We start from the raw sequence: 19,492 nt of genomic DNA on the forward strand, positions 1-19,492 counted from the left end.
GGGTGCTGCCGTGGATGAACTTTTCAGCTTTTTTAATAATGAAAAAAAGCCTTTTAAATTTAATTCTGTCCGGATTTCTCTCGCCTCTCCGGAAAAAATTCTCGACTGGTCACACGGAGAAGTAAAAAAACCGGAGACGATTAATTACAGAACATTCAAACCGGAACGCGACGGGCTTTTCTGCGCGAAAATATTCGGTCCCGTCAAGGATTATGAATGTAATTGCGGCAAGTATAAGCGGATGAAGCATCGCGGCGTAATCTGCGAAAAATGCGGGGTCGAAGTCATTCAGTCCAAAGTGCGGCGTGAAAGGCTCGGTCATATTGAACTTGCTTCCCCGGTTGCCCATATCTGGTTTTTGAAAAGTCTCCCGAGTAAAATCGGCAATCTCTGCGACATGACGCTCAAGGAATTGGAAAAGGTTCTTTATTTCGATTCCTATGTCGTTGTTTCTTCCGATGAGCCGTCCCTGGCGGTCGGCGCCTTGCTCACCGAGGAGCAGTATCGACAGAGCCGTGAGGACTTTCCCGGCAAATTCACCGTGGGCATTGGTGCCGCGGCTATCAAGGATATCCTGAAAAGCCTCGAACTTAATGAGCTGTCCGTGCAGTTGCGGGAAGAAATGCGGCAAACCGGCTCCGAGGCCAAACGCAAGAAGCTGGCAAAACGGTTGAATATCGTCGAGGCATTCCGTGATTCGGGCAACAAGCCCGAATGGATGATCCTTGACGTCATCCCTGTTCTTCCTCCGGACCTGCGCCCCCTGGTGCCCCTGGAGGGAGGTCGTTTTGCCACCTCGGATTTGAATGATCTTTATCGTCGGGTTATTAACCGCAACAACCGCTTAAAAAGGCTGCTTGAGCTTGACGCCCCGGAAATTATTATCCGCAATGAAAAGCGCATGCTGCAGGAAGCGGTTGACGTGCTGTTTGACAACGGCCGCCGAGGCAAGGTCATTACCGGCCCCAACAAGCGGCCGCTCAAATCCTTAAGCGACATGCTGAAAGGGAAACAGGGCCGATTCCGGCAGAATCTTCTCGGGAAACGCGTTGATTACTCCGGCCGTACCGTTATTGTTGTCGGCCCGCATCTGCGTCTTCATCAGTGCGGTCTGCCCAAAAAAATGGCCCTGGAGCTTTTTAAGCCGTTTATCTACAACAAGCTGGAAATGCTCGGCTACGTGACCACCATTAAAAGCGCGAGAAAGATGGTGGAAAAAGAAACAAAAGAGGTATGGGACGTTCTCGATGATGTTGTCAAGGAATATCCGATCATCCTCAACCGTGCTCCAACCCTGCATCGCCTCGGCATGCAGGCTTTCGAGCCTATCCTGATCGAGGGCAAGGCCATCCAGCTGCATCCCCTGGTTTGTTCCGCTTTCAATGCCGATTTCGACGGTGATCAGATGGCGGTCCATATCCCTTTGACGGTCGAAGCGCAGATGGAGGCGCGGGTGTTGATGATGTCCACCAACAACATCCTCTCCCCGGCCCATGGCGAGCCGATCATCATTCCCAGTCAGGATATTGTTCTCGGTCTCTATTACATGACTAGGGAAAGATTGTATGCCAAGGGTGAGGGTAAAATTTTCTCCTCGCCCGAAGAAGCCCGGATCGCCTATGATTACGGCGAAGTGCATCTGCAGGCGCGGGTGAAGGTGCGCATTAATGGTGAACTTGTTGAGACAACCACCGGCCGTGTTCTTATCGGCGAGCTCTTGCCCGATTCGATTCCTTTTTCCGCCGTGAATCAGGTTCTCAAGAAAAAGGCGTTGGCCAAGTTAATCGATTTTACCTATCGGCATGCCGGGACCAAGGAGACAGTCATCCTGGCCGACCGACTGAAGGATATCGGTTACGAGTTCGCCACCCAGGCTGCTATCTCCATTTGCATCAATGATATGCAGATTCCGGTCAGCAAGGAGGAAATTCTGGGCAAGTCGGAAAATGAAGTCATGGATGTTGAGCAGCAATATGCCGATGGTTTGATTACGGCCGGCGAGAAATACAACAAGGTTGTCGATATCTGGTCCAGGGCCACCGACGATGTTGCCCAGGAGATGATGAAGGAGCTGTCCGTCCTTTATCTGCGTGACAAGAATAAACAGCTGGTGGAAACACCGAGCTTTAATTCCATCTATATCATGGCCGACTCGGGCGCCAGGGGCAGCAAGGACCAGATCCGCCAGCTCGCCGGTATGCGCGGCCTCATGGCCAAACCTTCCGGTGCCATTATCGAATCACCCATCAAGGCCAACTTCCGCGAGGGGTTGAATGTTCTGGAGTACTTTATTTCCACCCATGGTGCACGGAAAGGTCTTGCCGATACCGCTCTTAAAACAGCCAACTCCGGATATCTGACCAGGAGACTGGTTGATGTTGCCCAGGATTCCACCATTTCGGAGAAAGATTGCGGCACCCTGGACGGCATTATGGCTGAGCCGCTGTTTGAAGGCGGCGAGGTGATTCAGCGTGTTGGTGAACGTATTCTCGGACGTGTCGCCCTGGAGGATATCGTTGATCCCTTCTCCGGTGAAACCATTGCCAGGGCCGGAGATGAAATAACCGAAGACAAGGTCGAAACCATAGAATATGCGGGTATCGATAGGGTCATGATTCGTTCGGTTCTGACCTGCAACTCCCGTCGTGGTGTCTGTGTTTCCTGCTATGGACGTGATCTTGGCCGCGGTCACATGGTCAATATCGGTGAGGCCGTCGGCATTATCGCCGCCCAGTCCATTGGTGAGCCTGGAACACAGTTGACCATGCGCACATTCCATATCGGCGGCACGGCGAGCAGAAGTGTTATGCAAGCGGAGATCCGCACCCTGCATGGCGGCGAAATAAAGTTTCAGGATCTTCATTGTGTCAAGAACAATGAAGGAAAGCTGGTTGTCATGAACCGCAACGGCGAGATCAGCATCCTCGGGACCAAGGGCCGTGAGCGGGAAAGATATCCGGTGACCTATGGCGCGATTTTAGACGTCAACGATGGTGATGTGGTTGAGCCGAATACCTTGATTGCCGACTGGGATCCTTATACCATCCCGATTGTCAGCGAGGTATCGGGTACGGTTAAATTCGGCGACATTATCGAGGGTTCGACCATGCAGGAAAGGGTTGACCCGATTACCGGCAAGGCAAGTTACGTAATTATCGCCTCCAAGGTTGCGGCAATGAACCCGCGTATTTCACTCAAGGGCGACAAGGGTAAAACCTTGAAGCTTGAAGGGACGGGCACGCCTGCCCGTTATTCCCTGCCGGTGGGAACCATCATCAACGTCGAGGAAGGTCAGGAAATTAAGGCTGGTACCGTTCTCGGCAAGATCCCTCGCGAGACGACAAAAACCAAGGACATCACCGGTGGTTTGCCGCGGGTTGCCGAATTGTTCGAGGTGCGAAAACCCAAGGAACATGCGGTGATCAGTGAAATCAATGGCCGGGTGAATTTCGGCAAGGATCTCAAGGGGAAAAAACGGGTTATCGTGACACCTGAGATCGGTGAACCCAAAGAATATCTGATTCCAAAAGGAAAACACATCAGCGTTCATGAAGGGGACTATGTCAAGGCAGGCGAACCGCTGATGGATGGTTCTCCGGATCCCAATGACATTCTTCGCGTCATGGGCGTCAAGGAGCTGGCTAAATTTCTCGTGAATGAGATCCAGGAAGTCTACCGTCTCCAGGGTGTCAAAATCAACGACAAGCACATTGAGGTCATCGTTCGCCAGATGTTGCGCCGTGTCCATATTACCCGGGTCGGCGACAGCACCTTTATGCTCGGAGAGCAGGTTGAGGCCTGGAAGTTTAATGAAGAAAATGAAAAAATACTCAGGGAAGGCGGACGTCCAGCGGTTGCCGAACCGTTGCTGCTCGGCGTCACCAAGGCTTCCCTCAGTACGGACAGTTTCATTTCCGCCGCTTCATTCCAGGAAACGACCAAGGTTCTCACCAATGCTGCCATGGCCGGCAAGTTTGATGATTTGAGCGGTTTGAAGGAAAATGTTATCATGGGTCGGCTTGTCCCTGCCGGCACAGGTCTTGAGCGTTATTCCATGGAGGAATAGCAGAGAAGGTGAACTGAAAAAGTTATATTTATCTGCTGATGGTGAACAAGTTTATTCTTGACACCGGCAAAGGCATCGTGTAAGTATTCCGTTTTTCGATCACGCACTAATCGTCCCCTTCCCTGGAAGGGGATAATTATAAAAACAAATGTAGGAGTCTAGTCAATGCCAACCATCAACCAATTGGTACGGCACGGTCGTAAGAAATCGGTGAAGAGGACCAATACACCCGCCTTGCAGGCTTGCCCCCAGAGAAGGGGAGTCTGTGTACGTGTTTATACCACAACACCTAAAAAGCCGAACTCTGCGTTGAGGAAGGTTGCCAGGGTAAGATTGACAAACGGGATAGAGGTAACCTCCTATATTCCCGGTATCGGGCATAATCTGCAGGAGCATTCGGTGGTGTTAATCAGGGGTGGCAGGGTAAAAGACCTTCCCGGTGTTCGTTATCATATCATCAGGGGTACGCTGGACACGCTGGGTGTCTCGGACAGGAGACAGGGGCGCTCAAAATACGGTGCAAAACGTCCCAAATAATTTCTGTTTTTTTTGATGAAAAGAGAAGGAGCTGAAAGGTAATGCCCAGACGTAGATTGGTAGCAAAACGTGAAATTAATCAGGATGCGCGCTTTAACAGCGTCTTGGTTTCTAAGTTTATAAATGGCCTGATGGAGCGCGGTAAAAAAAGCATTGCCCGCTCAATCTTCTATGATGCCATGGATATCATTGAGAAAACGGTCAAGGAAGATGATGCATTGTCTGTTTTTGAAAAAGCCATGGAGAATGTAAGGCCCAAAGTAGAAGTTAAGTCTCGACGCGTCGGCGGTGCAACATATCAGGTGCCTGTCGAGGTTCGCCCCGAGCGACGTAATGCCCTTGCCATCCGTTGGCTGGTGGGTTTCTCCGCGAAACGGAGCGGCAAGTCCATGGCGGAAAAGCTTGCTTCGGAACTGGCTGATGCCTACCACAATCGTGGAACATCCGTCAAGAAGCGTGAGGATACGCACAAGATGGCTGACGCAAATAAGGCTTTTGCTCATTATCGTTGGTAATTTCAACACTGACTGTGATAGGAGCTCCGGCAAGTTGAAAGAGATGTTGCAGGGGAGAAAAGAAGGTGGCAAACAACGTCTCTTTGGCAAGATTGCGCAATATCGGGATCATGGCGCATATCGATGCCGGCAAAACAACGACAACAGAGCGCATACTTTATTACACGGGTAAAACCCACAAGATGGGCGAAGTTCATGACGGCGCCGCTGTTATGGACTGGATGGAGCAGGAACAGGAGCGCGGCATCACGATAACATCAGCCGCCACCACCTGTGAGTGGAAAAATAATTATATTAATATAATAGATACCCCGGGACATGTTGACTTTACCGTCGAGGTTGAGCGATGTCTCCGGGTATTAGACGGCGTTGTCGCCGTGTTTTGCGCGGTGGGTGGGGTTGAGCCCCAGTCGGAAACGGTATGGCGACAAGCTGATAAGTATGCAATACCGCGTATAGCCTTTGTCAACAAGATGGATCGGGTAGGCGCTGATTTTGATCGGTGTCTGGACATGATGACAAAAAGGCTTGGAGCGAATCCCTTGGCCATGCAGATTCCTGTGGGCGCCGAGGAGAACTTTCGCGGTATCATCGATTTGATCAGCGGCAAAATGCTGGTCTTTGATGAGGAGTCGCAGGGCTCGCAATTTTTGGAAAAAGAAATACCTGCGGATTATCGAGACAAATTCACGGCTGCACGTATGGCCCTCGTCGAGAAGCTGGCCGACTTCGATGAGGGGGTCATGGAAAAATATCTGGAAGAGCAAAGCATTACATCTGAAGAGTTGCGCAGAGCGACTCGTAATGCGACTTTGAAGCTTGAGCTGGTTCCTGTTTTTTGCGGAAGCGCCTTTAAAAATAAAGGTGTCCAGCCCTTACTCGATGCAGTAATTGCATATTTGCCTTCACCAACAGATGTTCCTCCAGTCGAAGGATTGAATAGTAACGGAGAAGTGGTGAGCCGTAAGACCGGTGCCAGTGAAAAATTCTGTGCATTGGCATTTAAGCTTACATCCGATCCGTTTGTTGGAAACCTGGCTTATATACGAGTTTATTCCGGTTTATTGAAGGCCGGCGGTAAAGTATATAATCCGCTTAAGCAGAAGCTGGAAAAAGTAAATCGCATTGTCAAGATGCATTCCAACAAGCGTGAAGAGGTTGACCAGGTCGGTCCGGGCGATATTGCCGCGGTTATCGGGCTTCGCTTCTCAACCACCGGCGATACCCTTTGTGATCAGGATGATCCGATCATTCTGGATATGATGGATTTTCCCGAACCGGTCATCAGTATTGCCATAGAACCGAAAAGCAAGGCTGACGAAGTAAAGCTTAATGACAGTCTTGAAAAGATATCCTTGGAAGATCCTTCCTTTAAAATAAGGACGGATGCGGATACGGGCCAAAAGTTAATCTCGGGAATGGGTGAACTGCACCTTGAGATTATCGTTGACCGGCTGATTCGTGAATTCAAGGTTTCAGCCAATGTCGGTCCTCCGCAGGTTGCCTATAAGGAAACCATAGAGAGTACTGCTCGCGCTGAAGGTTCTTTTGTTCAGCAAAGTGGAGTCAGGCCGCAATATGGCCATGTCTGGCTTGAAGTTGAACCACTTGCGCAAGCAAGCGGCACCGTATTCGAGAGCAAGATTGATGAGGAGCTTATACCCGGCCACTTCATTCCTGCCATTAAAAAAGGTGTCGTTGGCGGACTTGAAAGCGGGTCCCTGGCGGGTTTTTCAGTGACTGATGTGAAAGTCTCCCTGGTGGGAGGTTCATATCATGAAGAAGATTCCACGGATCAGGCATTCGGAGTGGCGGCAACTATTGCATTGCGCAATGCACTTGCGCAGGCGTCCCCGGTTCTGCTTGAACCGGTGATGAACGTTGAAGTAGTCGTGCCCGATCAGTATGTCGGCGATGTCATTGCCGATCTTAATTCCCGGAGGGCGAGAATTAACGGAATCGACTCACGGGAAAACGGGTATCAAGTGATAACGGCGGAGTCACCCTTGGCGGAGATGTTCGGTTACTCGACAAATCTGCGTTCCGCATCCCAGGGAAGAGCGAATTTTACGATGCAGTTTGCGGCATATGCAAAAGTTGCTGAAAAAACTGCTCAAGCTATAGTGAAAAAAGTTAAAGGATTAATTTAAACAATCCGTAGTTATGAGGCGAATGAATGGCAAAGCAAAAGTTTGAACGGACTAAACCCCATGTAAATATTGGAACAATCGGTCACATTGATCACGGAAAGACCACATTGACCGCAGCGATCACCCAGGTGCTTGCAACCAAGGGATATGCCAAGAAGACCGATTTCAGTGAGATTGACAAGGCTCCGGAAGAAAAAGAGCGTGGTATCACCATTGCGACGGCCCATGTCGAGTATGAGACGGACAACCGTCATTATGCCCATGTCGACTGTCCGGGCCATGCGGATTATATCAAGAACATGATCACCGGCGCAGCGCAGATGGACGGGGCGATCCTCGTAGTAGGCGCAGATGACGGACCGATGCCGCAGACCCGTGAGCACATTCTTCTTGCCCGTCAGGTAGGTGTGCCCGCCATTGTTGTTTTTCTGAATAAATGCGACATGGTTGACGATGCAGAGCTGATTGAGCTGGTCGACATGGAGCTGCGCGAGCTTTTGAGCAAATACGAATTTCCGGGAGACGATACCCCGATCGTTCAGGGCAGTGCCTTGAAGGCTCTGGAGAATCCGACGGACCCGGAAGCGGCAAAATGTATCTGGGATCTGATGGCTGCGGTGGATTCATTTGTTCCCGAGCCGAAACGTGACATTGACAAGCCGTTTTTGATGCCTGTCGAGGATGTTTTTTCCATTTCCGGACGTGGTACGGTAGCGACCGGACGTATCGAGCGCGGCATCATCAAGGTGGGTGATGAGGTTGAGATCGTTGGTATTCGCGACACGCAGAAGACGACGGTAACCGGGGTTGAGATGTTCCGGAAGATCCTGGATCAGGGTCAGGCCGGTGATAATGTCGGTATCCTGCTGCGCGGCACCAAGCGTGAGGACATCGAGCGCGGCCAGGTACTGGCGGCACAGAAGAGCATCACGCCCCATGTGAAGTTCAAGGCTGAGTGTTACATCCTGAGCAAGGAAGAGGGCGGCCGTCATACACCCTTTTTCAACGGATACCGGCCGCAGTTTTATTTTCGTACCACCGACGTAACCGGTATCGTCACCCTGCCCGAAGGGGTGGAGATGGTCATGCCGGGCGACAACGTCACCATAGAGGGCGCCCTGATCACCCCGATTGCCATGGAAGCAGGACTTCGTTTTGCAATCCGTGAGGGTGGCCGTACAGTTGGGGCCGGTGTCATTAACGAGATTATTGAATAAGGATAGGACATGATCCAGACACAGAAAATTCGTATCAGGCTGAAAGGCTATGATCATAAACTCTTGGACCAGTCAACACATGAAATTGTTGATACGGCAAAAAGGACAGGAGCAATCATAGCAGGGCCTATTCCATTACCAACTTCAATCAATAAATACTGCGTGCTGCGTTCTCCCCATGTGGATAAAAAATCCCGTGAAGCATTTGAAATGAGAACTCACCGCAGATTGCTTGACATTTTGGAGCCGACACAGCAGACCATTGATGCGTTGATGAAGCTTGAATTGTCGGCAGGTGTCGATGTTGAAATAAAGCTGTAAGTGACCTCGACATCACTTGAATGAAAGTGAAAAGGCAAAGGAATAATCAGACGTCGATTGTCATATTGTCTGAAAAATAACAAGGATAGGAATTATGCCTAAAACACTTGGAATATTAGGAAAAAAAATCGGGATGACCCGAATTTTCACAGAGATGGGCGCGGCAGTGGGAGTAACCGTTGTCGAAGCGGGTCCCTGTGTTGTTCTGCAGAAGAAGACAAAAGAAAAGGAAGGCTATAACGCGATTCAGGTAGGATTTGACCCTAAAAAGGAAAGCAGGGTCAATAAACCTCTGGCCGGGCACTGTAAAAATGCAGGTCAGGAGTCGGGTTTCTATCATTTGAAGGAGTTTCGCGTTGAAAATCCTGAAAATTATGAACTCGGGCAGAAAATTGTCATCGGTGATTTGTTTAAAATCGGCGATATCGTTGATGTCAGTGGACGGGTGAAGGGGCGTGGTTTTCAGGGCGTTGTTAAACGTCATGGATTCAAGGGCGGTCGCAAAACCCACGGCTCCATGTTTCATCGAGCCCCAGGCTCTATCGGTTGCAGTGCATGGCCCAGCAAAGTTGTTAAAGGAAAAAAAATGCCCGGTCGTATGGGTAATAACCTCGTCACCAAAAAGAATTTGATCATTGTTGATATTCGCAATGAAGAAAATGTCATGGTGATAAAGGGATCCCTTCCTGGCACAGCAAAAGAATTGTTGCAAATTTTTTCAAAGTAAAAAATAAAGAGGTGCCGGAAAATGGCTGTAACAGGCATATTTAACATAAAGAATGAAAAAGTTGGAGAAGTCGAGCTGAACGATGCTCTTTTCGGAGTTGAAGTCAAGCCGTATATTCTTCATGATATCGTCAGGATGCAGCTGGCAAAAAGGCGTGCGGGTACGGCGTGTACGAAAACCCGCGGCGAGGTTCAGGGCAGCAAGGCGAAACCTTGGAAACAGAAGGGAACAGGGCGCGCCAGGTCAGGCAGCAAACGATCTCCGGTTTGGCGGGGTGGTGGTACGGTTTTCGGTCCCAAGCCCCGCGATTACAGCTACAGTTTGCCGAAGAAGGTACGAAAACTTGGGTTGCGCATGGCACTCAGCAGTCGTTTTTCTGAAAATCGCCTTGTGGTTCTCGACGGATTTGAGATGGAAGAGTTCAAAAGCAAGATGTTTGCCGGCGTCATGGCCACTCTTAATCTCGATAATGCGCTGATAGTAATCCCTGATCATGACGAAAAGCTTGAGAAATCCTCACGTAATGTTGTGGGGTACAAAGTTATGCCCACGGCGGGCGTCAATGTGTATGATGTTTTGCTGCATAAAAATATTATTTTACTGCAGTCATGTATTGGCCAGCTTGAAGAGAGGTTACTTTCATGATCAATATTTATGATGTTGTAAAAAAACCATGTCTCACTGAAAAAGGCATGATTTTGCAGGAAGAAAACAATCAGGTTGTCATGAAGGTAAATCCTAAGGCGAATAAGATTGAAATCAAAAAAGCCGTGGAAATGCTTTTCAATGTGAAGGTTTCTAATGTTCGTACTGCAAACATGCATGGTAAAAAGAAACGAATCGGCTTGCATTTCGGACAAAGATCGGACTGGAAAAAGGCAATTGTGACCCTTGCTGAGGGAAGCAAAATTGATTTTCTGGAACAGCTGTAATCTGAGACACTGCAAATCGTTTAAATAATTTATCGGGGTAAGAAATGGCAACAACGAAGACCTATAAACCGACATCACCGGGAAGAAGAAACTATGTTTCGATTATCAATCCGGAATTGTCTAAATCCAGGCCAGAGGCAAGCCTGGTAAAACCGCTGCAGAAATCTGGTGGCCGTAATAATTATGGGCGTGTTACAGCCAGGCATATAGGTGGAGGCCATAAGAGAAAATACAGGATCGTCGATTTTAAGCGGGACAAAGTGAATATCCCGGCTAAAGTCGCTGCAATTGAATATGATCCGAACCGATCGGCCAATATTGCTCTTCTCTTTTACGCAGACGGTGAAAAAAGATATATCCTTTCACCTCTTGGAATCAAAGTCGGCGATGTTGTTGAGGCAGGTGAAAAGGTAGATATCAAGCTCGGCAACTGTCTCCCTATGGCCAATATCCCTCTGGGCAGCATTATTCACAACGTTGAGATGCGCATCGGCAAGGGAGCGCAGATGGTTCGCAGCGCAGGAACCGCGGCCCAACTGATGGCCAAAGAAGGCGAATCCGTACTGGTAAAGCTTCCATCCGGCGAAGTTCGTAAATTTCATCGGTTGTGTCGGGCCTGCATAGGTCAGATTGGCAATATCGAGCATGAAAGCGAGAAAGTCGGGAAGGCCGGCCGTAATCGTTGGAAAGGCAAAAGACCGAAAGTGCGTGGTGTTGCCATGAACCCACATGACCATCCCATGGGCGGTGGTGAAGGTAAAAGCTCAGGTGGTCGTCATCCATGTACTCCTTGGGGTATTCCTACCAAGGGATACAAGACAAGAAAAAGAAAACCATCTGATAAAGATATCGTCAAGAAACGGTCTTAATGAGGGAGATGAAACGTGCCGCGATCAATTAAAAAAGGTCCATTTGTAGATGACCATTTGATGAAAAAAGTTGAAAACGCAAAGGAATCGGGATCACGCAAGGTGATTAAAACCTGGTCCAGGCGTTCAGATATTCTTCCAGAAATGGTTGGGCTGACTTTTGCCGTTCATAATGGAAAGAAGTTTGTTCCTGTTTTTGTCACGGAAAACATGGTTGGACATAAGATGGGGGAGTTTTCACCGACCCGTACTTTTTACAGCCATGCAGGTGATAGAAAAGGCAAAAAATAAGCGTGCCTTCACCTAAAAAGGAGACAATGACTGATGGAAGCAAGTGCAGTAATTAAAAATATTAGAATTTCGCCGCAAAAAGCCCGTTTGGTCGCGGATATGATTCGTGGCCAGAATGTTGATGCGGCAATTAATACATTGCGGTTTACGCCGAAAAAAGGTGCCCGCATTATCCGTAAGCTCGTAGAGTCCGCCTTGGCCAATGCCAGCCAGAACGAGGCAATTGATGTTGATACCTTGTATGTCAAGAAGATTTTTATTGATGGCGGTCCCATGCTGAAAAGAATACGTCCCAGAGCCATGGGCAGAGCAAGCCGTATTTTGAAAAGGTCAAGTCATATAACCGTGGTTCTTGACGAGATGTAATTTTTTTGCAGGTGCTCTTTCAGCTGGAGCCGGTTTTATGGAATCAATCAAATTGCTAATGTGATGGAGGAAGGTTTTGGGCCAGAAAGTTAATCCAATAGGTTTGCGTCTTAATATTATTCGTACTTGGGAATCAACTTGGTATGCAGACCGCGATTATTCGAAATATTTACTGGAAGATCAAAAGATCAGAAAGTATCTGAAACAGAGATTATACCATGCGGGTGTTTCAAAAATTAATATCTCCCGCACCGGTGAAAAGCTGAAATTAAAACTCCACACAGCCAGGCCCGGCATTGTCATCGGCAAAAAGGGAGCTGAAATCGAAGCTCTCAAAAATGATCTCGATAAATTGACCAAACGTCAATGTGTGGTTGATATTCAGGAAGTGAGAAGACCTGAAGCCGATGCCCAGCTTGTCGCTGAAAACGTGGCGCTGCAACTGGAGAGACGTGTCGCATTTCGGCGCGCCATGAAAAAGGCTGTTAATATCGCCTTGAAGTTCGGCGCAAAAGGTATTAAGATATCCTGCTCAGGTCGTTTAGGTGGAGCTGAAATGGCTCGACGCGAATGGACTCGTGAAGGCCGCGTTCCTCTTCATACATTGCGGGCAGATATTGATTATGGTTTTGCCGAGGCAAAAACCACATATGGCATTATCGGCGTAAAAGTCTGGATTTTTAAAGGAGAAGTTCTCTCCGATATGGATCCGTCAGCCGAATAAGTGCTCCTCTCTGTTGTTGAATAAAGATAAGGTTGTTTTCCGTACACAACAGCCTTGTAAATTTAATGTAAATCAAGTGTCACTCAAAAACGGAAGGACGCTTGACAGTGATTAAGGTAACGTGACGATGCTTAGTCCAAAAAAAGTTAAACATAGAAAACAGATGAAGGGCCGGATGACAGGCGCCGCACATCGTGGTTCCACCATTGTTTTTGGTGAATATGCGTTGAAAGCGACCGAATGCGGCAAAATGACGGCGCAACAGATTGAGGCTGCTCGTATTGCCATCAACAGGACTGTTAAGCGTGGTGGTCAGATGTGGATCCGTATTTTCCCTGATAAGCCGATCACGAAGAAGCCGGCAGAAACAAGGATGGGTAAAGGGAAAGGCAGTCCCGAATTTTGGGTAGCTCCCATTAAACCGGGCCGTATACTCTATGAAATAACGGGAATTGAAGAAAGCTTGGCTGTTAAGGCTTTAACCTTGGCGGGTAATAAACTTCCTTTTGCAACAACAGTCATCTCAAAAAGGAGTAGTTTATGAAAGTCAAAGATATTCGTCAATTAAGCGTTGAAGAGCTCGGGACAAAGGCAAAGGATTTGTCGGAAGAGCTTAACAAGCTGAAATTCCAACACGGTTTCCGACCATTGGAAAATACGGCAAAGCTGAAAGATTTGCGGAAAGATATTTCACGGGTAAAGACTGTCATTACCGAAAAGACGATCTCTCGTTAATTATTCAATACATGATACGTGGTCACTCTGAATCATATATCACAGGAAATACAGATGGTTGAAAAGAAAGGTACAAAAAAGACAAGAGTCGGCATTGTGATCAGCGACAAAATGGATAAGAGTATTGTGGTTCGGACCGAAAGTTTGGTGCGCCATAAACTTTATGGTAAGTTTATCCGTCGTCAGGTTAAATACATGGCTGATGACCCGGAAAGTCAATGCGCAATCGGTGATCGCGTTCTCATAGAAGAGTGCCGGCCGTTAAGCAAGAGAAAACGCTGGAGAGTAAAACAGATCGTTGAAAAGGCGGTTGTTGTTTAATTTCTTTCGCTCTCGAAAGCGCTGTAATTAAAATATTACTCAATGATACTCACTTTCGGGTGGGTAGTTGGTGAAGGTATGATACAGACAGAAACCGTACTCAATGTTGCGGATAATTCAGGTGCAAAAAAAGTACTCTGCATCAGAGTTCTCGGCGGGACAAGAAAAAGATATGCTACCATTGGTGATGTCATCGTAGTATCAGTGAAAGAGGCGATTCCCAATGCCAAGGTGAAAAAAGGCGATGTTATGCGCGCCGTCATCGTACGTACAAGCAAGGAGATCAGACGTCCTGAAGATACACGCGTGAAGTTCGATGAAAATGCCGCTGTACTGTTGACGAATTCCGGTGAGCCGATGGGAACCAGGATCTTCGGCCCTGTTGCTCGTGAGCTTCGGATGAAAGGATTTATGAAAATAATTTCTCTTGCCCCGGAGGTTCTGTAATTTTTGGGGTCAATTTAAAAATCTGCAGACTGTCTGTTGAGATTGTAAAAATTAAGATGAGGGGCGTGTAATGGCAGCAGGTAAAAATTATCTTAAGCTCAATGATAAGGTTGAGGTAATTGCCGGTAAAGATAAGGGGCGAGTGGGCAAGATAATTAAGATATATCCCAACTCTGATAAGGCAAAAGTTGAAAAGATCAACATGGTGAAGCGTCATACGAAGCCAAACATGAAAAGCCAGCAGGGCGGCATCATTGAAATGGAAGCTCCCATTCATGTGTCCAACCTGATGTTGATCTGTTCTAAATGCGCAAAGACCGTACGGGTTAAAACATCTCTTCTCGATGACGGAACCAAGGCTCGTCTTTGTAAGAAATGTGGTGAATCAATAGAATCAAATGCATAATTGCTTTTGGTTTATTGGAGGCTATAATGGCAACGTTGAAAGAATATTATGAAAAAGAATGTGTCCCCATGCTCGTTAAAGAGTTTGGGTACAAAAATATGATGCAGGTTCCGCGAATTGAGAAAATTGTTCTCAATATGGGACTGGGTGAAGCCGTGCAGAATCCGAAAATTGTCGAAAGTGCTGCCAATGAACTCACTTTGATATCCGGTCAAAAAGCGGTTGTAACCAAGGCAAAAAAATCCATCGCTACCTTTAAACTTCGCGAAGGGATGCCCATTGGCTGCAAGGTGACCTTGCGCAAGGACAGGATGTATGATTTTTACAGCAAACTTGTTCATATTGCGTTGCCGAGGGTCCGTGATTTCCGGGGTATCAAGGACAGCGGTTTTGATGGCCGGGGAAATTTTTCCTTTGGTATTAAAGAGCATATCATTTTCCCTGAAATTGATTATGACAAAATTGATAAAATAAAAGGCTTTAATATAACAATTACCACCAATGCAAAAACGGATGAAGAAGGTCGTTTTCTCTTGTCCGCATTGGGAATGCCTTTCCGTAAATAGCACTGTCCAGGAGGAAGAGGTTGGCTAAGAAATCATTAATAGCAAAGAGTGAACGGAAACCTAAATTTCAGGTGAGAGCGTATAATCGCTGTCCACTCTGTGGAAGACCGCGGGCATTTATCAGAAAGTTCGGCATTTGTCGTATATGCTTTAGATCACTCGCATCTCGCGGTGAGATAACCGGCGTGACGAAATCGAGCTGGTAAAGACAGAGTAGTTTGTCATTTTCGTTTGACTGAAAAGGAGTAGATACATGGCAATGAGTGATACTCTGGCAGATATGCTGACCAGAATTAGAAATGCCAGAATGGTTAAGTTTGAAAGTCTTGAAATGCCTCATTCGAAGTTGAATAAAGCTGTGGCTGAAATTCTCAAGAAAGAGGGATATATCCAAGATTTGCAGGTTATGCCGGATAACAAACAGGGACGTTTGAAAATTTCCCTTAAATATGATCAGCATCATACATGTGTTATTACCGGCCTGAAACGTGTCAGCAAGCCTGGTTGTCGTGTATATGTCAAATCAGATAAAATACCGAAAGTAATGAGCGGTCTTGGAATTGCTGTTTTGTCGACATCCCGAGGAATACTCACCGACAGAGAAGCCCGGGAAACCGGCATCGGTGGTGAACTTCTTTTTACTGTCTGGTAAAAATCAAGTCATATTGATGTGCGTCGCGGTTTTGAATTCGTGGCGTTATTTATAAAAAGAATGTGAAGTCAGCAGATAAGTGGAGATGACCAATGTCAAGGATTGGCAATCAGCCCATACCTGTGCCGACCGGCGTGAAAGTGGATATAAATGGTACCCACGTCAAGGTTACCGGTCCAAAAGGCACATTGGAAAGGGATATACGTCCGGAAATTAATCTGGTGCAGGATGGCGGTTTTATTGGCGTCAAATGCCTGGACAACAGTAAGAGAACCAGGGCTTTCAGCGGCCTGACAAGAACACTTGTCAATAATATGATTCTTGGTACGGAAAAGATGTTTACCAAAAAACTTATTATTGAGGGTGTTGGATATAAAGCTGATATTCAGCAGAGTGTTTTGACCTTGAGTGTCGGATATTCGAATCCCGTCACCTTTCCTCTTCCCGATGGTGTTGATGGGAAGGTTGACAAGTCCTCCATCACTCTGGAGTCGATTGACAAGGAATTGCTTGGCATAACAGCCGCAAAGATTCGCGATATACGGAAACCCGAGCCCTATAAGGGCAAAGGTATACGTTATGAAAACGAGCATATTGTCAGGAAAGCCGGCAAGTCAGCCTCGAAGAAATAAAGTAATTTACGATTAGACCAAGGTAAAAGAAGATGGCAAGAACAAACCAGAAAGCAGTTGCTCGGACAAAGCGTATAAAGCGGATCAGAAAAAAAATCATGGGGACTGCCGAAAGGCCGCGCCTTCGTGTTTTTAAAAGCGCAAAGCATATATATGCCCAAGTGATTGATGATCAGGCTGGACAAACACTTTGTTCAATGTCTACCTGTGATAAATTATATGCCGCGCCTGAAGAAGGGAAGGGTAAAATAGTCAAAGCGCATCAGGTTGGGCTGATTTTGGCAGGGAAGATGAAAGAAAAAGGCATCAGTAAAGTTGTTTTCGATCGCGGTGGATATATATACCATGGGAGGGTCAAGGCCCTGTCTGATGGAGCTCGCGAGGGTGGGGTTGAATTTTAACTTATTATTTTCAAGATTTAAATACTATTTGAAATAGTTGGGGGTGTAAGTTGTCCGATTTTAAAACCGATAAGATTGATGATCAGCTTATAGAAAAGATTGTATACATCAACAGGGTTGCGAAAGTTGTTAAAGGTGGTCGTCGTTTCAGCTTTAGCGCTATCGTTGTTGTTGGTGATGGTAAAGGGAATGTCGGCTACGGACTTGGCAAAGCGAATCAGGTTCCGGAAGCCATCCGCAAAGGAGTTGAAAAGGCTCGAAAGGATATGAAGATGGTTTCCATTACCGAAACCAGTATTCCCCACGAGATTAACGGTAAATTCGGTGCCGGCAAGGTTATGTTGAAGCCGGCCTCCGAAGGTACCGGTGTTATCGCCGGTGGCGCTGTTCGAGCAGTTCTTGAAGCAGCGGGTGTACAGAATATTCTTACCAAGTGTCTTGGATCTCACAATCCTCACAATCTTGTCAAGGCAACACTGGATGGCCTGAGAAAGTTGCGCACCGTTGAAAAAGTTGCCGCGCAACGCGGCGTTTCCGTTCAGCAACTCATCGATTAATTTCATTTTTTGAATCGTTGTTACCTCATGCAGGGAATGACTGACTCTTGCTGAAGTCTTTTATAACGCACATTGTACGTGTGATTGAATATATAAAATAGGTATGGTCATGGCGAATGAGCTGAAAATAACATTGAAGAAGAGCGTGATCGGCAGCACGGAAAAGGTTCGAGCTACCGTCATCGGACTGGGTCTGACCAAAACGAATAAGTCGATTGTTCGCAAAGATACTCCTGAGATCAGGGGAATGATCAGCAAGGTTCAGCATCTTGTTGTGGTGGAGGAAATATAAATGTTGTCATTGAGCAATTTATCTCCGCAGGAAGGATCACGTAAACCTCGTAAACGAGTGGGCCGAGGTCATGGTTCCGGTCATGGAAAAACTTCCGGACGCGGCCATAAAGGTTTTAAGGCCCGTTCCGGCAGCGGCGTGAAAATGGGTTTCGAGGGTGGCCAGATGCCCTTGCAGCGACGTCTTCCCAAACGTGGGTTTAATAATATATTTAAAAAAGAATATGCAGTGGTTAACGTTCGCGAACTCGACAAACTTGATGCGGGTAGCCGTGTCGATCGTGATCTTTTAGTTTCTGCCGGCCTGGTTCGGGCAAAAGATCTTTTCGTCAAATTGCTTGGCGATGGAGAGGTCAGCAAGAAATTTATCATTGCTGTCGACAGTGTCAGCCAATCCGCCCGCGCCAAGATAGAGCAAGCTGGTGGAACAATTGAGGTATAGGGCAAATTAAATGGCAGGTGCATTGCAAAGCGCAGCAAATATTCCTGAACTGAGAAGGCGTATCACGTTTACACTTCTGATGCTTGCCGTTTATCGTGCCGGTGTGCAGATCCCGACACCTGGGATTAATGGTGAAGCGCTCGCTGCTTTTTTTGAAAAAAATGCAGGTACATTGTTCGGCATGTTCAATATGTTTTCCGGTGGCGCTTTGGAGAATTTTTCCATTTTTGCCTTGGGAATCATGCCTTATATCAGTGCGTCCATTATATTTCAGCTTCTCACGGTAGTCGTCCCCCAGCTGCAGGCACTTTCCAAAGAAGGAGAGGCCGGTCGGCGAAAAATTACTCAGTACACCCGTTATGCCACGGTTGCGTTGAGTTTGATTCAGGGAATGATGATCAGTGTTGGTCTGGAGGGAATGGCCGCCCCGACCGGCAGCGCCATGATCGTTATTGAACCCGGTTGGGAATTTCGACTGATGACAATGCTGACCCTGACATCAGGCACCGCATTTATCATGTGGTTGGGCGAACAGATGACGGAACGAGGCATCGGCAACGGCATCTCATTGATAATTTTCGCCGGTATTGTTGCAAGAATGCCCGCCGCGATCGTCAATACCTTCAAATTGGTCAGCTCCGGTGAAATGACTTTGATTTTTTTGCCTATCCTGCTGGCCATGATGGCTGCGGTTATTTTTATCATCATTTTTGTCGAGACAGCGCAACGGCGAATACCAATTCAATATGCGAAACGTATGATCGGTCGCCAGTTATACGGCGGGCAAAGATCACATCTTCCCCTTAAAATTAATATACCCGGGGTTATTCCACCGATTTTCGCATCATCGATAATGATGTTTCCCGCTACGATCGGCGGCTTTATTACCATTGACTGGGTTCAGCAGATTACATCGAAACTTGCGTGGGGAAGTCTCCTGCACACCTTGCTTTATGTCGCCTTAATGATCTTTTTTTGTTTTTTTTATACCGCGGTGACTTTTAATCCGGTTGATGTTTCTGAAAATTTGAAAAAAAACGGTGGCTTTGTGCCGGGCGTGCGACCGGGTAAAAAGACGGCCGAATTTATCGATAAGGTCATAACCCGTTTGACCGTAATCGGGGCGATTTACGTCAGTTCTGTTTGCGTTCTGCCCACCATTCTCGTTGATAAATTGAATGTGCCGTTTTATTTTGGCGGCACTGCTTTGTTGATTGTGGTCGGAGTTGGAATCGATACTCTTTCCCAGATCGAATCGCATTCAATTTCGCGCAATTACGATGGATTTTTGAAAACCGGGCGGATTAAGGGCAGGAGATAAGGCCTG

General features: G+C 47.3%; 27 protein-coding genes. All 27 read left to right on the plus strand.

The features are described from left to right. Positions 1 to 10 precede the first annotated feature (10 nt). The 27 genes from BM485_12995 (at position 11) to BM485_13125 (ending at position 19,486) form a co-directional block, all read left to right on the plus strand. On the plus strand, positions 11 to 4,066 hold the full coding sequence (locus BM485_12995) for a DNA-directed RNA polymerase subunit beta' (GenBank protein OKY74741.1): 4,056 nt from the start codon (positions 11 to 13) through the stop codon (positions 4,064 to 4,066). A 165-nt stretch (positions 4,067 to 4,231) separates the two neighbouring features. Beyond that, the gene (locus tag BM485_13000; GenBank protein ID OKY74742.1) at positions 4,232 to 4,603 is read left to right on the plus strand and encodes a 30S ribosomal protein S12; all 372 of its coding nucleotides are present in this window, start codon (positions 4,232 to 4,234) and stop codon (positions 4,601 to 4,603) included. Between the two features lie 41 nt (positions 4,604 to 4,644). Continuing rightward, on the plus strand, positions 4,645 to 5,118 hold the full coding sequence (locus tag BM485_13005; protein OKY74743.1) for a 30S ribosomal protein S7: 474 nt from the start codon (positions 4,645 to 4,647) through the stop codon (positions 5,116 to 5,118). A gap of 65 nt (positions 5,119 to 5,183) precedes the next feature. Then, positions 5,184 to 7,268 carry a translation elongation factor G gene (locus BM485_13010; protein ID OKY74744.1) on the plus strand — a complete coding sequence of 695 codons (2,085 nt, stop codon included), beginning with the start codon at positions 5,184 to 5,186 and terminating at the stop codon, positions 7,266 to 7,268. A gap of 26 nt (positions 7,269 to 7,294) precedes the next feature. Next, complete coding sequence (locus tag BM485_13015; protein OKY74745.1) at positions 7,295 to 8,485, plus strand: translation elongation factor Tu; 1,191 nt, start codon at positions 7,295 to 7,297, stop codon at positions 8,483 to 8,485. Positions 8,486 to 8,494: 9 nt separating this feature from the next. After that, the gene (locus tag BM485_13020; GenBank protein ID OKY74746.1) at positions 8,495 to 8,806 is read left to right on the plus strand and encodes a 30S ribosomal protein S10; all 312 of its coding nucleotides are present in this window, start codon (positions 8,495 to 8,497) and stop codon (positions 8,804 to 8,806) included. A 94-nt stretch (positions 8,807 to 8,900) separates the two neighbouring features. Beyond that, the gene (locus tag BM485_13025) at positions 8,901 to 9,533 is read left to right on the plus strand and encodes a 50S ribosomal protein L3 (GenBank protein ID OKY74747.1); all 633 of its coding nucleotides are present in this window, start codon (positions 8,901 to 8,903) and stop codon (positions 9,531 to 9,533) included. A 21-nt stretch (positions 9,534 to 9,554) separates the two neighbouring features. Then, a complete protein-coding gene (locus BM485_13030; GenBank protein OKY74748.1) occupies positions 9,555 to 10,178 on the plus strand; it encodes a 50S ribosomal protein L4 in 624 nt (207 codons plus the stop codon). Next, the gene (locus BM485_13035) at positions 10,178 to 10,465 is read left to right on the plus strand and encodes a 50S ribosomal protein L23 (protein OKY74806.1); all 288 of its coding nucleotides are present in this window, start codon (positions 10,178 to 10,180) and stop codon (positions 10,463 to 10,465) included. The genes BM485_13030 and BM485_13035 overlap by 1 nt, the downstream gene beginning before the upstream one ends. A gap of 44 nt (positions 10,466 to 10,509) precedes the next feature. Next, positions 10,510 to 11,334 carry a 50S ribosomal protein L2 gene (locus BM485_13040; protein ID OKY74749.1) on the plus strand — a complete coding sequence of 275 codons (825 nt, stop codon included), beginning with the start codon at positions 10,510 to 10,512 and terminating at the stop codon, positions 11,332 to 11,334. Positions 11,335 to 11,349: 15 nt separating this feature from the next. Beyond that, a complete protein-coding gene (locus tag BM485_13045) occupies positions 11,350 to 11,625 on the plus strand; it encodes a 30S ribosomal protein S19 (GenBank protein OKY74750.1) in 276 nt (91 codons plus the stop codon). A 33-nt stretch (positions 11,626 to 11,658) separates the two neighbouring features. Further along, the gene (locus tag BM485_13050) at positions 11,659 to 11,991 is read left to right on the plus strand and encodes a 50S ribosomal protein L22 (protein ID OKY74751.1); all 333 of its coding nucleotides are present in this window, start codon (positions 11,659 to 11,661) and stop codon (positions 11,989 to 11,991) included. A gap of 76 nt (positions 11,992 to 12,067) precedes the next feature. Further along, positions 12,068 to 12,715, plus strand: a complete 648-nt coding sequence (locus tag BM485_13055) for a 30S ribosomal protein S3 (protein ID OKY74752.1) — start codon at positions 12,068 to 12,070, stop codon at positions 12,713 to 12,715. Between the two features lie 127 nt (positions 12,716 to 12,842). Further along, a complete protein-coding gene (locus BM485_13060) occupies positions 12,843 to 13,259 on the plus strand; it encodes a 50S ribosomal protein L16 (protein ID OKY74753.1) in 417 nt (138 codons plus the stop codon). Continuing rightward, positions 13,256 to 13,450 carry a 50S ribosomal protein L29 gene (locus tag BM485_13065; protein OKY74754.1) on the plus strand — a complete coding sequence of 65 codons (195 nt, stop codon included), beginning with the start codon at positions 13,256 to 13,258 and terminating at the stop codon, positions 13,448 to 13,450. The genes BM485_13060 and BM485_13065 overlap by 4 nt, the downstream gene beginning before the upstream one ends. 54 nt (positions 13,451 to 13,504) lie before the next feature. Next, complete coding sequence (locus BM485_13070) at positions 13,505 to 13,771, plus strand: 30S ribosomal protein S17 (GenBank protein ID OKY74755.1); 267 nt, start codon at positions 13,505 to 13,507, stop codon at positions 13,769 to 13,771. A gap of 78 nt (positions 13,772 to 13,849) precedes the next feature. After that, on the plus strand, positions 13,850 to 14,218 hold the full coding sequence (locus BM485_13075; protein ID OKY74807.1) for a 50S ribosomal protein L14: 369 nt from the start codon (positions 13,850 to 13,852) through the stop codon (positions 14,216 to 14,218). Between the two features lie 70 nt (positions 14,219 to 14,288). Further along, a complete protein-coding gene (locus BM485_13080) occupies positions 14,289 to 14,624 on the plus strand; it encodes a 50S ribosomal protein L24 (GenBank protein OKY74756.1) in 336 nt (111 codons plus the stop codon). 26 nt (positions 14,625 to 14,650) lie between these two features. Continuing rightward, positions 14,651 to 15,190: a 50S ribosomal protein L5 gene (locus tag BM485_13085; protein ID OKY74757.1), complete on the plus strand. Its 540-nt coding sequence runs from the start codon at positions 14,651 to 14,653 to the stop codon at positions 15,188 to 15,190. A 20-nt stretch (positions 15,191 to 15,210) separates the two neighbouring features. Continuing rightward, positions 15,211 to 15,396, plus strand: a complete 186-nt coding sequence (locus BM485_13090; GenBank protein ID OKY74758.1) for a 30S ribosomal protein S14 — start codon at positions 15,211 to 15,213, stop codon at positions 15,394 to 15,396. Between the two features lie 47 nt (positions 15,397 to 15,443). Next, a complete protein-coding gene (locus BM485_13095; protein ID OKY74759.1) occupies positions 15,444 to 15,842 on the plus strand; it encodes a 30S ribosomal protein S8 in 399 nt (132 codons plus the stop codon). Positions 15,843 to 15,934: 92 nt separating this feature from the next. After that, the gene (locus BM485_13100) at positions 15,935 to 16,474 is read left to right on the plus strand and encodes a 50S ribosomal protein L6 (protein ID OKY74760.1); all 540 of its coding nucleotides are present in this window, start codon (positions 15,935 to 15,937) and stop codon (positions 16,472 to 16,474) included. Positions 16,475 to 16,506: 32 nt separating this feature from the next. Beyond that, on the plus strand, positions 16,507 to 16,875 hold the full coding sequence (locus BM485_13105; GenBank protein OKY74761.1) for a 50S ribosomal protein L18: 369 nt from the start codon (positions 16,507 to 16,509) through the stop codon (positions 16,873 to 16,875). 50 nt (positions 16,876 to 16,925) lie between these two features. Beyond that, a complete protein-coding gene (locus BM485_13110; protein ID OKY74762.1) occupies positions 16,926 to 17,432 on the plus strand; it encodes a 30S ribosomal protein S5 in 507 nt (168 codons plus the stop codon). Between the two features lie 109 nt (positions 17,433 to 17,541). Next, the gene (locus BM485_13115; GenBank protein OKY74808.1) at positions 17,542 to 17,724 is read left to right on the plus strand and encodes a 50S ribosomal protein L30; all 183 of its coding nucleotides are present in this window, start codon (positions 17,542 to 17,544) and stop codon (positions 17,722 to 17,724) included. Beyond that, positions 17,725 to 18,165 (plus strand): 50S ribosomal protein L15, encoded by a 441-nt coding sequence (locus BM485_13120; GenBank protein ID OKY74763.1) that lies wholly within the window; start codon positions 17,725 to 17,727, stop codon positions 18,163 to 18,165. It abuts the gene before it with no gap. A 10-nt stretch (positions 18,166 to 18,175) separates the two neighbouring features. Beyond that, positions 18,176 to 19,486: a preprotein translocase subunit SecY gene (locus tag BM485_13125; GenBank protein ID OKY74764.1), complete on the plus strand. Its 1,311-nt coding sequence runs from the start codon at positions 18,176 to 18,178 to the stop codon at positions 19,484 to 19,486. Positions 19,487 to 19,492: the final 6 nt, after the last annotated feature.

Source organism: Desulfobulbaceae bacterium DB1, assembly GCA_001914235.1.
GTDB lineage: Bacteria > Desulfobacterota > Desulfobulbia > Desulfobulbales > SURF-16 > DB1.

Bases quoted from the DNA above. Each gene is read 5' to 3' on its own strand.
- BM485_13000 (OKY74742.1), top strand. From the start codon at position 4,232: ATGCCAACCATCAACCAATTGGTACGGCACGGTCGTAAGAAATCGGTG.
- BM485_13085 (OKY74757.1), top strand. From the start codon at position 14,651: ATGGCAACGTTGAAAGAATATTATGAAAAAGAATGTGTCCCCATGCTC.
- BM485_13070 (OKY74755.1), top strand. From the start codon at position 13,505: ATGGTTGAAAAGAAAGGTACAAAAAAGACAAGAGTCGGCATTGTGATC.
- BM485_13030 (OKY74748.1), top strand. From the start codon at position 9,555: ATGGCTGTAACAGGCATATTTAACATAAAGAATGAAAAAGTTGGAGAA.
- BM485_13050 (OKY74751.1), top strand. From the start codon at position 11,659: ATGGAAGCAAGTGCAGTAATTAAAAATATTAGAATTTCGCCGCAAAAA.
- BM485_13065 (OKY74754.1), top strand. From the start codon at position 13,256: ATGAAAGTCAAAGATATTCGTCAATTAAGCGTTGAAGAGCTCGGGACA.
- BM485_13025 (OKY74747.1), top strand. From the start codon at position 8,901: ATGCCTAAAACACTTGGAATATTAGGAAAAAAAATCGGGATGACCCGA.
- BM485_13075 (OKY74807.1), top strand. From the start codon at position 13,850: ATGATACAGACAGAAACCGTACTCAATGTTGCGGATAATTCAGGTGCA.
- BM485_13040 (OKY74749.1), top strand. From the start codon at position 10,510: ATGGCAACAACGAAGACCTATAAACCGACATCACCGGGAAGAAGAAAC.
- BM485_13100 (OKY74760.1), top strand. From the start codon at position 15,935: ATGTCAAGGATTGGCAATCAGCCCATACCTGTGCCGACCGGCGTGAAA.
- BM485_13060 (OKY74753.1), top strand. From the start codon at position 12,843: ATGCTTAGTCCAAAAAAAGTTAAACATAGAAAACAGATGAAGGGCCGG.
- BM485_13080 (OKY74756.1), top strand. From the start codon at position 14,289: ATGGCAGCAGGTAAAAATTATCTTAAGCTCAATGATAAGGTTGAGGTA.
- BM485_13095 (OKY74759.1), top strand. From the start codon at position 15,444: ATGGCAATGAGTGATACTCTGGCAGATATGCTGACCAGAATTAGAAAT.
- BM485_13105 (OKY74761.1), top strand. From the start codon at position 16,507: ATGGCAAGAACAAACCAGAAAGCAGTTGCTCGGACAAAGCGTATAAAG.
- BM485_13015 (OKY74745.1), top strand. From the start codon at position 7,295: ATGGCAAAGCAAAAGTTTGAACGGACTAAACCCCATGTAAATATTGGA.
- BM485_13115 (OKY74808.1), top strand. From the start codon at position 17,542: ATGGCGAATGAGCTGAAAATAACATTGAAGAAGAGCGTGATCGGCAGC.
- BM485_13125 (OKY74764.1), top strand. From the start codon at position 18,176: ATGGCAGGTGCATTGCAAAGCGCAGCAAATATTCCTGAACTGAGAAGG.
- BM485_13120 (OKY74763.1), top strand. From the start codon at position 17,725: ATGTTGTCATTGAGCAATTTATCTCCGCAGGAAGGATCACGTAAACCT.
- BM485_13005 (OKY74743.1), top strand. From the start codon at position 4,645: ATGCCCAGACGTAGATTGGTAGCAAAACGTGAAATTAATCAGGATGCG.
- BM485_13020 (OKY74746.1), top strand. From the start codon at position 8,495: ATGATCCAGACACAGAAAATTCGTATCAGGCTGAAAGGCTATGATCAT.